Source organism: Achromobacter sp. EB05, from assembly GCF_044232075.1.
GTDB lineage: Bacteria > Pseudomonadota > Gammaproteobacteria > Burkholderiales > Burkholderiaceae_B > Achromobacter > Achromobacter dolens.
Window position 1 is genome coordinate 3,553,500 of the sequence record NZ_CP155917.1, and the last position, 12,808, is coordinate 3,566,307.

The 12,808-nt window shown below is 68.2% G+C and carries 11 protein-coding genes; 3 read left to right on the forward strand and 8 right to left on the reverse strand.

Annotated features, from left to right (window positions below; genetic code table 11):
• Positions 1-103: 103 nt before the first annotated feature.
• The 4 genes from AAID08_RS16170 to AAID08_RS16185 form a co-directional block, all read right to left on the reverse strand.
• The gene (locus tag AAID08_RS16170) at positions 104-775 is read right to left on the reverse strand and encodes a lysozyme inhibitor LprI family protein (protein WP_054502355.1); all 672 of its coding nucleotides are present in this window, start codon (positions 773-775) and stop codon (positions 104-106) included.
• Between the two features lie 124 nt (positions 776-899).
• On the reverse strand, positions 900-2,216 hold the full coding sequence (locus AAID08_RS16175) for a cytochrome c (RefSeq protein ID WP_116792421.1): 1,317 nt from the start codon (positions 2,214-2,216) through the stop codon (positions 900-902).
• 10 nt (positions 2,217-2,226) lie between these two features.
• Complete coding sequence (locus tag AAID08_RS16180) at positions 2,227-4,002, reverse strand: GMC family oxidoreductase (RefSeq protein ID WP_049073370.1); 1,776 nt, start codon at positions 4,000-4,002, stop codon at positions 2,227-2,229.
• Positions 4,003-4,005: 3 nt separating this feature from the next.
• Positions 4,006-4,719: a gluconate 2-dehydrogenase subunit 3 family protein gene (locus AAID08_RS16185; RefSeq protein WP_049073369.1), complete on the reverse strand. Its 714-nt coding sequence runs from the start codon at positions 4,717-4,719 to the stop codon at positions 4,006-4,008.
• A gap of 359 nt (positions 4,720-5,078) precedes the next feature.
• On the opposite strand from AAID08_RS16185, the gene AAID08_RS16190 reads away from it, so the two are divergent.
• A complete protein-coding gene (locus tag AAID08_RS16190; RefSeq protein ID WP_175142733.1) occupies positions 5,079-5,654 on the forward strand; it encodes a hypothetical protein in 576 nt (191 codons plus the stop codon).
• Positions 5,655-5,785: 131 nt separating this feature from the next.
• Here AAID08_RS16190 and AAID08_RS16195 read toward each other — a convergent pair whose 3' ends face one another.
• Positions 5,786-7,192: an MFS transporter gene (locus AAID08_RS16195; protein ID WP_336234983.1), complete on the reverse strand. Its 1,407-nt coding sequence runs from the start codon at positions 7,190-7,192 to the stop codon at positions 5,786-5,788.
• Between the two features lie 156 nt (positions 7,193-7,348).
• Here AAID08_RS16195 and AAID08_RS16200 point away from each other — a divergent pair, with 156 nt between their 5' ends.
• The gene (locus tag AAID08_RS16200; RefSeq protein ID WP_116792425.1) at positions 7,349-8,254 is read left to right on the forward strand and encodes a LysR family transcriptional regulator; all 906 of its coding nucleotides are present in this window, start codon (positions 7,349-7,351) and stop codon (positions 8,252-8,254) included.
• On the opposite strand, the gene AAID08_RS16205 is transcribed toward AAID08_RS16200, so the two are convergent.
• Positions 8,238-9,233, reverse strand: coding sequence for an AraC family transcriptional regulator (locus AAID08_RS16205; RefSeq protein ID WP_240317346.1), 996 nt, complete (start codon positions 9,231-9,233; stop codon positions 8,238-8,240). The genes AAID08_RS16200 and AAID08_RS16205 overlap by 17 nt on opposite strands.
• Before the next feature lie 381 nt (positions 9,234-9,614).
• On the opposite strand from AAID08_RS16205, the gene AAID08_RS16210 reads away from it, so the two are divergent.
• Complete coding sequence (locus AAID08_RS16210; RefSeq protein ID WP_395756619.1) at positions 9,615-10,106, forward strand: GNAT family N-acetyltransferase; 492 nt, start codon at positions 9,615-9,617, stop codon at positions 10,104-10,106.
• 59 nt (positions 10,107-10,165) lie between these two features.
• Here AAID08_RS16210 and AAID08_RS16215 read toward each other — a convergent pair whose 3' ends face one another.
• Together AAID08_RS16215 and argH are read right to left on the reverse strand one after the other, a co-directional pair.
• The gene (locus AAID08_RS16215; RefSeq protein WP_054502445.1) at positions 10,166-11,143 is read right to left on the reverse strand and encodes a tripartite tricarboxylate transporter substrate binding protein; all 978 of its coding nucleotides are present in this window, start codon (positions 11,141-11,143) and stop codon (positions 10,166-10,168) included.
• 38 nt (positions 11,144-11,181) lie between these two features.
• The gene (gene argH, locus AAID08_RS16220; RefSeq protein WP_395756620.1) at positions 11,182-12,705 is read right to left on the reverse strand and encodes an argininosuccinate lyase; all 1,524 of its coding nucleotides are present in this window, start codon (positions 12,703-12,705) and stop codon (positions 11,182-11,184) included.
• Positions 12,706-12,808 lie beyond the last annotated feature (103 nt).

Sequence of the window (12,808 nt, forward strand, 5' to 3'; positions counted from 1 at the left end):
CGCCTGGACGTCCAGCGTGGCGACGGAGAACGCCCGAACCTGCCCGGGTTCATCCAGGACAGGCAAAACCTGATCAATCGCCAGTGAGCCTGGCGGGGGCGCGTCAGCGCGCCGCGAACCAGTCGCCGGCCACGCCGCCATTGCGGCCGCAGAAAGGCGGACCCGAGCCGTCGTCGGGGGTGCCAGCAGGCGCCGTTTGGCGCGCCACCAGCACGGCGCCGCGCCGCGTCAGCGTCACGACCCAGGGCGGACCGTCCTGGTAGGTCACTTTCAGGCTGTCGCCATCAACCACCGCATTGCCGCTCAGGTCGCAGATCCAATTGCCGTAGTAAGGCATCCACGAATTGACCGCCACGGCCAACTCGCCGTTGGCGCCTCGCGTGATCTCGATCTCGCCCTCGATGTTGCGCCACTTGCCGACGAAGCCGGCGGCCGGATGCGGATTGATGGCCTTCAACAAAGCCAGGCGCGCCCGCATGAAGGTGGCCATTTCCTTGGCAGGTGTGCTGTGCGTGAAAGGCTGCTCATAGACCCTGTCCCGCATGCCCAGGAAATAGCGTTGATCGGCGGTCAGCGACTTGGCCGCTTCGGCATCCAGCTTGTCCCGCACATCCTTGTATTGCCGCGCGATCGCCGCATCCTGGTCCGCCAGCGCCGGGTTGGCGCAAATCGCTTTCTCGACCGGCGTGGCGGCCTTGGCGCAGTTGAAGGAAGGCGCCGCCGTCGCGCTGCCGGCCACGGCCAGCGATGCCGCCAAGAGCAGAGGACGCATCATGGTGGGAAATTCTCCAGAAGGTGTAAAGGTGTTCAACATGCCCGGCGACATCGGAAAAATTCGCCCGCCGAAGCGGGCGAATCCCATCGGGGCGCCGCGGGCCGGCCAGCCCGCGGCAGCGCGATTATCGCGCCGGCGCCTTGGCCGCGCCCACTTCCTTGCGCACCTTGGCCACGTCCGACGCGCTCACCGCCGCGCCCTGGTTGCCCCAGCTTGACCGCACGAAGGTCACCACGTCGGCGACTTCCTTGTCGGTCAGGCGCCAGTCAAAGCCCGGCATCGCATACGCCGTCGGCGCGGCCGAGGTGCCCGGCATCTGCGCGCCCTTGAGCACGATGTGGATCAGCGACGCGGGATCGGCCGAGTTCACCGTCGAGCTCAGCGCCAACTGCGGGAAGGTTTCCGCGTAGCCCTTGCCGGTGCTGCGGTGGCAGGCCGCGCAGTTGTTCAGGAACGTCATCGCGCCGTCGCTCGTATCCTTGCCGCTGCGCAGGGCCTGCGCCACGGTGTCGTTGTAGGCGAGCGGCTGGGTGGCGTTCTTGTTCACCGGCGGCAGGCTCTTCAGATACACCGCGATGGCGTTGACGTCGGCGTCGGTCAGGTGCTGGGTGCTGTCCTGCACCACCTGCGCCATGCCGCCGAACGCGGCCGAATGGCCGTTGCGGCCGGACTTGAGGAAGGCGGCGATGTCTTCCTTGCTCCAGCTACCCAGGCCGTCGGTCATGTCGCCGCGCAGGTTCTTGGCGAGCCAGCCTTCGACCACGCCGCCGGACAGGAAGGCCGAGCCGTCGGCGTCGGTCAGCGCCTTTTCCTGCAGCGCGAAGCCGCGCGGGGTGTGGCAGGTGCTGCAATGGCCCAGCCCTTCGACCAGGTACTGGCCGCGCAGCAGCGCCTGCTTGTCCGCGTCGTTGGCGGGGGTGGCGGTGACCGGCGCAGTGGCCACGTCGGGCGCGAACATCCAGCGCCACACGCCCAGCGGCCAGCGCATCGACAGCGGCCAGGTGATGTCGGTGTCCTTGTTGGCCTGCTTGACCGGCTCGACGCCGTGCATGAAGTAGGCGTACAGGGCCTTGACGTCATCCGGCGTGACCTTGGCGTAGGCGGTATACGGCATGGCCGGATACAGCGAATGGCCGTCCTTGGCCACGCCATGGCGCACGGCACGGTCGAAGTCCTCCAACGTATAGTTGCCGATGCCCGTGTCCTTGTCGGGCGTGATATTGGTGGAATAGATCGTACCCAGGGGCGACTCGATGCCCAGGCCGCCAGCGAACGGCTTGCCGTCCCTGGCGGTGTGGCAGGCGATACAGTCGCCGGCGCGCGACAGGTATTCGCCCTGCTTGATCAACTGCGCATCCGCGGTGGCGGGCGTGCCATCGGCGGCCCAGCCGGTGCCGCAAGCCAGGATCGAGAGCGCGGCAACAATGGTTTTCTTCATCATTGTCGGCTCCTTACGCCTGGACCAGCGGGCCGGGGTTCTTCAGGTACTGGTCGCGGATCGCCTGCGCGGCCCAGTACGCCAGGGCGCCCACCAGACCGGTCGGGTTGTAGCCCATGTTCTGCGGGAACACGCAGGCGCCCATCACGAACACGTTGGGCACGTCCCAGCTTTGCAGGTACTTGTTGACCACGCTTTCCTTGGGATTGGCCCCCATGATGGCGCCGCCGGTGTTGTGCGTGCTCTGGTAGACCCGGGTGTCGTAGCGCGCGCCCTTCTTGCGCACGGCGACGAAGTGCTTCTCCGGCTTCATGGCCTTGGCCACTTCCTCCATCTTGTTGCCCATGTGGCCGAGCATGTCGAATTCGTTGTCGTGCCAATCGAACGTCATGCGCAGCAGCGGCTGGCCGAAGCTGTCCTTGTAGGTCGGGTCCAGCGACAGGTAGGCGTCACGGTACGACATCACCGAGCCGGAGATGCCGATGGTCATGTAGCGCTGGTAGGCGTCCTGCACGCCGGCCTTCCACGCGGTGCCCCAGGACGGGGTGCCGGGCGTGGTGGGCGTCATCTTGATGGGACGGCCGCCGTAGCGGATGTGACGGATGCTGGCGCCGCCGATGAAGCCAAGCGGGCCGTGGTCGAACTGGTCGCCGTTCAGGTCATCCATGCCGACGCCGCCGGCGCCGGTGCCGACGAACGGGTTGAGCTGGGTGCCCTTGGGCAGCAGCACGTTGACCGCGCCGTTCATCTGGTAGGCGTAGTTCTTGCCGACCACGCCTTCGTTGGTCTTGGGATCGTAGGGCTTGCCGATGCCCGACAACAGCAGCAGGCGCACGTTGTGCATCTGGTAGGCCGACAGGATCACCAGGTCGGCGGGCTGCTCGATCTCGCGGCCCTGCGCGTCGATGTAGGTCACGCCGACGGCCTTCTTGCCGGTCGAATCGAGGTTGACCTTGATCACGTGCGAGTGGGTGCGCAGTTCGAAGTTGGGCTTTTTCAGCAGCACCGGCAGGATGGTGGTCTGCGGCGAGGCCTTCGAATACATGTAGCAGCCGTAGTTCTCGCAGAAGCCGCAGAAATTACAGGGACCCAGGCGCACGCCGTACGGGTTGGTGTACGGGCCGGAGGCGTTGGCCGCGGGCGCCGGATACGGATGGAAGCCCACTTCGCGCGCGGCCTTGTCGAACAGTTGCGCGCCGTAGGTGGTGGCCAGCGGCGGCAGCGGGAATTCCTTGCTGCGCTTGCCTTCCAGCGGGTTGCCGCCCTCGACGATCTTGCCGTTCAGGTTGCCGGCCTTGCCCGAGGTGCCGCAGACGTACTCGAACTTGGTGAAGTACGGTTCCAGCTCGTCGTAGGTGACGCCGAAGTCCTGGATCGTCATGCCTTCTGGAATGAAGTTCTTGCCGTAGCGCGTTTCGTAGCGGGTGCGCAGTTCCAGTTCCTCGGGCAGCACGCGGTAGTGCATGCCGTTCCAGTGAAAGCCCGCGCCGCCCACGCCCGTGCCCAGCAGGAAGGAGCCATTCTGGCGATACGGCACGGCCACGTCGTCCACGCCATGCCGTATCGTCACCGTCTCCTTGGACAGGTCCTGGAACAGCTTGCCGCGCACGGAGTACGCCAGCTCGTCGAGCACCTTGGGATATTCCGCGTCCTTGGGGGTGTCCTGCATGGCGCCACGTTCCAGCGCCAGCACGTGCAGGCCGGCTTCGGTCAGCTCCTGGCCCAGGATCGCGCCGGTCCAGCCGAAGCCCACCAGCACGGCGTCCACTTTGTCTTTCTTGATCGCCATCGCTTACCCCTTTTCCCCGGAAATCGACACGGGCCCGTAGGGATACTTGACGTTGGGCTGGTCGACCCAGTCCATGTAGTCGCCGCGCGCGCCCGGGAAACCCACCATCTTCCAACCCACCATGTTCTTGTTGCCGCCGTACATCGGGTCGGCGAAGAAGCCTTCCTTGGTGTTGCCCAGCAGGAAGCTGAAGAAGGTCTTGGCGGGGACCGCGTCGAACTCGATCTTGCCGGCCTGCAGGTCCTTCAGGATCTGTTCCTGCAGGGGCTTGTCGAGTTCGGCGAAGACCTTGCCGTGGGTCTTCTTGCACCACGCGTCACAGGCCTCGATGCCATGGCGGTAGACCTCGCGCGGATTCTGGTTCAACTGGTAGCCGAGTTCCGGCGCCACGTCGGGATGGAACGGCCCCTGCATGTACCAGAGCTTGCCGTGGCCATACGGCGTTTCCATCTGGCGGTCGATGAACTCCGGCACGCCGGCCTCGATGGCGCCGGGGCCGTACTGGTCCGCGGGAATCAGGTGATCGACCGCTGCCACGATGAAGTTCCATTCGGGCTTGGTGAAGTAGGTAGGCTCATAGGCCTTGGCCGAGCGGGCCGCGCCGCCGTCGGCGGCGTTGGTACAGCCCGTGGCGGCCACCCCCACCGCCAGCGTCGACGCGGGCACGATGGCCAGCGCCTGCAGAAACCGCCTGCGCGGCTTTGCATCTTGTGTCATAGACATCTCCGTGAAAATTCCAAGTCGTCCTGGCGCACAGCCGCACATGCACTCCTGGAAACACGAACTGCCGGGCCGCGCCCTGGTGACAACACGCTCTTCTTCGTTACTGAAAAGCAGACCGATCCTTGAAAAGGGACGCAAGGAAAGGTGGCCCTCATTATGCGCTTTTCAGACCAACTGATCTGCTGTTCCGACCGGATCAGATCGATTTTCTTGACTTGGGATTTACTTTTGCATTAAGGACACTGTCAGACGAATTCAGGACTGCACCGCGTCTGTATAGTGCGCAGTCAGCCAGCGGCCACCGCGTACCCGCTTCCGGCCCAATAACAAACGTTACTCACGGAAACGATTCGATGACGGAAAAAAGCAAAACCTGGCGCAGCTCGACCACCACGCGTAGCTGGTCGATGTCGAGCGGCGCCTCGGGCGATCCGCAGGATGCCTTTGGCGGGCTGCGTGGCGTGCGACACGACACCGAAGAAGCCCTCACCGAGCAATGGCGCTACGTCGGCGCCGACGGCGACGGTCGCTTCGAGGTCGAGATCAAGAACGGCGCGGTCACCGTGAACGGGCGCCGCTATGACAGCATGGACGAGGTGCCCCGCGCGGACCGCGACCGTATCGAGGCGGTGCGCAAGGGCCTGAACGACAGCGGCCTGTGGGACGCGCTGCGGGAGGCCGGCGTGGACATCGGCGGCCTGGCGGGACCGGACGCGCGCCACGCCGCCGCCAAGCCGGAATTCATCATCGAAACGGATATCCCGGACGTGCGCAGCGCGGCGCCAACGGCCGCCCCGGGCCCGTCCGTGGTTGACGCTTCGGCGCCCGGCGCGGTGCCGCGCCAAGGCGGCGGACTGCGTCGCATCGTGCTGGCGGCCGTGGCGGTGGGACTGGCCTGGTGGATCCTGCGGCTGACGGGCGCGGCCTAGCGTCGAGCGATCGACTCGGCGCGCAGGCCATACGGGCGCCGCGGCACGTCATGGAGCGAGCGGTTGGATGGCGGCGGACTCTTGCGCCAGACCTTCGCCTTTTAGGCAATCGTCCTGTCATCGACCGCGCGCTACGCGCTTCGCGCCCGGCCGCGCCACGCGATCATCCAGCCCGCCGTTCCCAGCCCCGCCGCCACGCCAAAGGCCAGCGCCATGCCCCGCGCCACCGCCACTGGCGGCGCCGCCGCAAGGTCAGTCGCGCCCGTCCCCAGCGCGAACACCGCGCCCATGACCGACGCCCCGGTCACCAGTCCCAGATTGCGCGACAGGTTCAGCATGCCCGACACCAGGCCGCGCTGGCGCGCGTCGATCGCCGCCATCACGCCGGTGTTGTTGGCGGCCTGGAACGTCGCATAGCCCGCGGTCAGCAACACGATCGGACCGATGTAGCCCGCCACGCCCAGCGCCGCCGGCGCGGCCGCCAGCAGGCCCGTGCCGACGGCCAGCGCGACCAGCGCCGCGCGCGTGATGCGCCCGGCGCCGCAGCGGTCCACCAGGCGCCCCGCCGGCACGCCGCACAGCGCGCTGACCAGCGGCCCGGCCGACATCGCCAGCCCGGCCCGCGCCGGGCTCAACCCCAGCGCCTGGGTCAGGTAGAACGGGCCGACGACCAAGGTCGCCATCATCACCGTGGACACCAGCGCGTTCATCGCCAGCCCCGCCGCCAGGAACGGTTGGCGCAGCATCGCCGGATGCAGCAACGGCGAAGCGGTGCGCGCCTCGGCACGCAGGAACAGCCAGCCGCCGCCGGCCGCGCCCAGCAGCAGGGCGGCATTGAGCGCGCCGAAATGGCCGCCGCCCAGCGTCATCGCCAAGGCGTAGGCCGCCAGCGTCAGCGCCAGCAGCAACGTGCCCGCGAGATCGAAGCGCGCGCCGCCCCCCGCCCGGCCCCGGTCCGCCGGCAGGTGGCGGCGCGCCAGCGCCAGCGCCAACACGCCCAGCGGCAGGTTCACCAGGAAGATCCAGCGCCAACCGAGCGCGGCGATCAGCGCGCCGCCCAGGGTCGGCCCCAGCGCGGTGCCCACCGCCGACATCGTGCCCAGCAACCCCATGGCGCTGCCGGTCCGCTCCCGGGGCAGCAGATCGCCGACGAACGCCATCGTCAACGCCATCATCACGGCGGCGCCCGCACCCTGCAGCGCGCGCGCCGCCAGCAGCAGCCACAACGAAGACGCCAGTCCGCACAGCGCCGAGGCCGCCGTGAACACGGCGATGCCCGCCAGCAACAGGCGCCGCCGTCCGATCAGATCGCCCAGGCGGCCCGCGCCGACGACGCACAGCGTGATCGCCAGCAGATAGGCCAGCACGATCCACTGCACCAGGGAAAACGGCGCATCGAAGACTCGCGCCAGGGTCGGCAGGCCGACGTTGGCGCTACTGGTGCCCAGCGAGGCCAGCAACAGGGACAGGGCCAGGCTGGCCAGCGGCCAGGCGACGGCGCGGGCGGCCGGGACGGAATGCGGAAGGGATTGCGACATGAAGGTCCGTAGCGGTTGGAAACGGCCGTCCGGCGCGCGCCGGAACAGCCCAGCCGCCAGCGTAGGACCGCCAGGCACATGGCGGAAGACGCAGCATTTGCACTTTATTCGTGCGTTTGACGCCATCTCATGGCCGCGCCGTGATACCGTCGCGCCATGTCCCGCCCCGACCTCAACCTGCTGCTCACGCTCGACGTCCTGCTGACCGAAGGCAATGTCGCGCGCGCCGCGCGCCGCCTGCGCCTGAGCCCCTCGGCGATGAGCCGGGCGCTGGCGCGGCTGCGCGAGACCACCGGCGATCCGCTGCTGGTGCGGGCCGGCCGCGGCCTGGTGCCGACGCCGCGCGCCCAGGAACTGCGCGACCAGGTCAGCCGCTTGGTACAGGAGGCGCAGGCCGTGCTGCGCCCCGCCGAACTGCTCGACCCGGCAAAGCTCTCGCGCGGCTTCACGCTGCGCGTCAGCGACGGCTTCGTCGAATACTTCGGGCCGGCGCTGATCGCCCTGGCCCAACGCGAGGCGCCAGGCGTGCGGCTGCGCTTCGTGCAAAAGCCAGACAAGGACAGCACCCCGCTGCGCGACGGCAGCGCCGATCTGGAAACCGGCGTGATCGGCGCCGCCAGCAGCCCCGAGATCCGCACACGGGCGCTGTTTCGCGACCGATTCATCGGCGTGGTGCGCGCCGGCCATCCGCTGGCCAAAGGCAAGGTCACGGCGGCGCGCTACGCCGCCGGCCAGCATGTGCTGGTCTCGCGCCGCGGCCTGGACAAGGGGCCGATCGACGACGCGCTGCACGCGCTCGGCCTGGCGCGCCAGATCACGGTCATCGTCGCCGGCTTTTCCGACGCGCTGGCCCTGGCGCGCGCCTCCGACCTGATCGCCAGCGTGCCGGAACGCCACACCACCAACCTGCGCGCCGGCATGCACACTTTCGCGCTGCCGGTGCAGGCGCCCGGCCTGACGATCTCGATGCTCTGGCATCCGCGCATGGATGCCGACCCCGGGCACCGCTGGCTGCGCGACTGCGTGCGGCAGGTCTGCGCGCTCGCTACGCCCGCAACGTGACCCGTTCGGGCCAGCGCCAGGACTGCTCGCGGAATTCCTGCGGCGGCATGTCGTAGGCGCGCCGGAACGCGCGGGCAAAGTCCGAAGCGCTGCCGAACCCCAGCCCGTAGGCAATTTCCATGACGCCCAGATGTGGGTAGCGCACCAGTTCCTCGGCCGCCAGCCGCAACCGCAGATGGCGGATATAGGCGCCCAGCCCGCCCTCGTGCTGGAACAGGCGGTACACCGTCGGCCGCGGCAGGCACAGCGCCTGGATCACCGAGTCCGGCGTCAGGCCGGCCTGGTGCAGATTGGCCTGGATGTGGCGTCGCACCTGGGCAAACATCGCCGCCCGTGCGGCGGCGCGGGCATTGCCCGCCAGTCGCGCCTCCCTGCCGAAGGCGGCCAGCAGCAGACGCGCACAGGCCGTGATGTCGGCCTCGGCCCGCGCCCGGTCCAGACCCCGCACCGACTGCGCCAGCGCCGCGACCTGCCCGATCGCCAGCCGCGCCAACGGCATGGCGTCACGCAGCATGCGGCCGTGGATCGCCTGCGGATCCGGGAACACCTCCTGCACCAGATCCGCCGGCACGAACAGCGTCAACAGCCGGCAGGCCCGGCGCCGCATGCGCATCGGCTGGCCCAGGTCCAGCGCCATCACCCGCGCCGCGCCGCCATCGGCGGCGGGCCGCGAGCCATTGCGCACCGTCACCTCGTCAACGCCGCCCTCCAGGAATACGTGCAAGGCGAAATCGCGGATGTTGTCGCGCGAGATGCGCACCAGCGAACGTTCCAGTTGCATGGCGTCGGAACGGCACTCGGTGAACATCAGCGAGCCGGCGCGATAGCGGTCGATGGATGCATTGAAAGGCTGCCGCAGCGCGTCGCGGCTGGGCAGCACGTCGACCACGTGCCCGACCTGGTCGCGCCAGGCCAAAAGCCGGCGCTCAGGCGCCTGCGCCGCCACATCGAAATGATGGTGGGCGATCGCGGGTGGCATGCGCGGCGGTTGGCCGACAGGGTAAGCACTCGGGTTCATGCTTGCGGGTTGCCGCGCGGATGGCGCGGACGGAGCGGGATGCCAAATATGACAAAAAGTAAATCCGGCGTCTCCGACCAAAAAATGAGACGCACGGTATAGCCACGAGACTAACAGTATCTAAGCTTGCCAGGAGATTCCGCAAGACGTACGCGGACTCGGGCCGAAGTACCGCATGCCAGCGGGGCCCGCGCCGGGACTTCCGACGCGCGCCGCACAGCGATTTCGCGCATTCCCCTCGCGGGGAATGCGCGTTTTTTTGCTCCGGCGCATGCATTTCATGGAGCCGCTACCATATCCCTTTTGCCATCAGCCTGACCGGCCCGCCTTCCCGCCACGCCCATGCCTTCCCTGACTTTCCGCGCCCCCACTCCCGCCGACACCGACCGCTGCTTCGAGATCGAAAACACCGCCTACGAAGGCGACGAGGCCGCCACCCACGCCAAGATCGCCACCCGCATCGCCCAGTATCCGCAGGGCTTCCTGCTGCTCGAGGAGGACGGCATAATCGTCGGCTTCATCAACAGCGGCTGCGCCCACCAGGTGGTAATGGCCGACGAGGCCTTCAAGGAACTGGTGGGCCACGATCCCGACGCCCCCAACGTGGTGATCATGTCGGTCGTGGTGGACCCCGCCCATCAGGGCAAGGGATATTCCACGCGTCTGATGGAAGCCTTCGTCGAGCAGGCCCGCGGCCTCGGCAAGCGGACCATCCACCTGATGTGCAAGGAGCGCCACATCGCGCTGTACCGCAAGCTCGGCTACCAGTACGTGCGGCCGTCGCCGTCCGATCATGGCGGCATGGCGTGGCATGAGATGGTGATGGCGCTGTAGAAAGCAAAACGGCCGGTCGCGCGCAACCGGCCGCCGGCGCCGCGCCCGGACGCCCCGCCTCAATCCAGTTGGATCCTGGCGCTGTCGATGATCTGCTTCCAGCGCCGCGTCTCCTCGGCCGACAGCTTGGCCAGGTCTTCGCTGCCACCGGGAAACGGCACCGCGCCCTGCTCCGCCAACTGCCCCAGCAGCGCCTTGTCATTGGCAATGGCGATCACCGTGTCCTGCAGCTTGCGGATGACCTGCGGGTCCGTGCCGCCCGGCGCCATCACGCCGTACCAGGATTCCACCACCGCATCCTTGACGCCGGCCTCGGCCAGCGTCGGGATGTCGGGAATCGACGCGCTGCGCTTGTCGCTGGCCACCGCCAGCACCCGTACCTGCCCCGATTTGACGTACGGCAGCACATTGGGCAAGTTGGCGAACAGCACCTGCACCTGGCCCGACAGCAGGTCCGACGTGGCCGGCCCCGCGCCCCGGTACGGCACGTGCTCGAAACGGGCGCCCGAGCGGAACATGAACAGTTCGCCGGTCAGGTGGTTCACCGAGCCGATGCCCGCCGAGGCCATGTTCAGCTTGCCCGGATTGGCCTTGCCGTACGCCACCAGTTCGGCCACCGTCGCGGCCGGCGCGTCCCTGGACACCGCCAGCACGTTCGGCACCGTCGAGAACAGCGCAACCGGCGCGAAGTCCTTGTCGGCGTTGTAGGGCAGGTTCTTCGAAATCAGCGGCAGGATCGACTGCTGCCCCATCGTCGCCAGCAGCAGCGTGTAGCCGTCCGGCGCCGCCTTGGCCACGAAGTTGGCGCCGATGCTGCCGCCGCCGCCCGGCTTGTTCTCGACGATCACCGTCTGCCCCAGCGCCTCGGACATGCGATTGGCCAGCAGGCGCCCCATCAGATTGACGGTGCCGCCCGGCGCGAACGGCACCACCAGCGTGATCGGCTTGGCGGGATAGGCCGGCGCCGCGTGGGCCGCCGGGTTAAGGCTCAGGGCCGCGGCCAGCGCCACGGCAAGTTTGGGCAGTGCTTTGAACATGACGGAATTCCCCTTGGTTTGATTCATACGGCGGCGCCTCAGGCGGCGGCCATGCCGTTTTCCTGATGGACCAGCGCGTGGGCGCGCCGTTGCAGCGTCTCGCGGGCGTCGGCGGCGCGTTCGCGCGCGGCGTCGATCGCCGCCTGGCGCGAGTCAAGGACCGCGTGCTGCTCGCGCAGGCGCGCCCGCACCGACTGCGGCGCCGGGCCGCCCGGCGACAGCCGCGCGGCCACATTGCGCACCGGGTCGAGGCAGGCGGCGATATCGTCGGCCGCCAGCGCCACCGGCCGGCCAAGCTGTTCCTCGGCCGCCGCCACGATCATCGCCGGCGCAATCGCGCGCGCCGGCAGGCCCTGCTCCAGCGCCTGCCGCACCACCGCGCCGATGATGTGGTGCGCATCGCGAAACGACGCGTCGGCCTGGCGCACCAACAGGTCCGCCAGGTCGGTCACGGTCGAGAAATCATCCGCCGCGCGCGCCGCCATGCGCTCGCGGTTCGGCGCCACCTGCTCGACCAGCAGGTGGACCAATTCCAGCGCTTTCAGCGCCTCCTCGCAGGCCTCCCAACAGGTGCGGGTGCTTTCGCGGCTGCTGTCGCCCGAATGGGTGAAGTGGGTCGACTTGACCGTCGACAGCGCCGCGCCGGTCAGGCCGATCAGGTGGCCCGTCTTGCCGCGCAGGTATTCCAGCACCGCCGGGTTCTTCTTCTGCGGCATGATGCTGGAGGTGCTGGCAATGCTGTCCGGAAACGACAGATAGCCGAACTCCGGCGTCGACCAGATGTAGAAGTCCTGCACCATGCGGCTGCAGGTGATCATCATGATCGACAGCGTTGCGCTCAGTTCCAGCGCGAAATCGCGCGAGGCCACGCTGTCCAGCGCATTGGCCAGCGGGCCGCTGAAGCCCAGCATGGCGCTGGTGCTGTCGCGGTCGATCGGGAACGAGGTGCCCGCCAGCGCGCAGGCGCCCAGCGGCGAGGCGTCCGCCGTTTCCAGCACGTGCGCCAGCCGGCCGATATCGCGCGACCACGCATCCACCAGCGCCGACAGGTAATAGCCGTAGGTGATCGGCTGCGCCGCCTGCATGTGGGTGTAGCCCGGCATCACGCAATCGGCATGGCGCTCGGCCTGCGCCAGCGCGGCGCGCGACACGCCGATCAGCGCGCTGCCGATGCGCGCCGTGAAATCCCGCGCCCGCATGCGGTCGATGGTCGCGCCGATGTCGTTGCGGCTGCGGGCGGTGTGCAGCCGGCCGCCCAGTTCCTGCCCCACGGCCTTGATCAGGTGCGCCTCGTAGTTGAAATAGGCCTCTTCGCGCGCCGCGTCCAGCTCGACCGCGTGCGGGCCGTCGGCCTGCATTTGCAACAGCGCCCGCGCCAGCCGCCGCGCGGCGTCGTGAGCGACGATGCCGCGCTCGCGCAGCATCAGCAGGTGCGCCAGGTTGATCTGCGTGAGCATGTCGAAGTTGGCGAAGAACTCGCGGTTCAGGCGCGGCAGGAAGAGATGCTCGAGCACCTCCTTGGCCAGGGGTTGCTTGAGACGGGCGCTGACTTTGGATTCCATATCGGTCCGGAGGGAAACAAGGAAAGCCGTAGTCTCCCGCCGCGCCAATTCATACGTCAAATCAGATCTTTACGGCTTCTCATACAAAAATGATATGATTTGC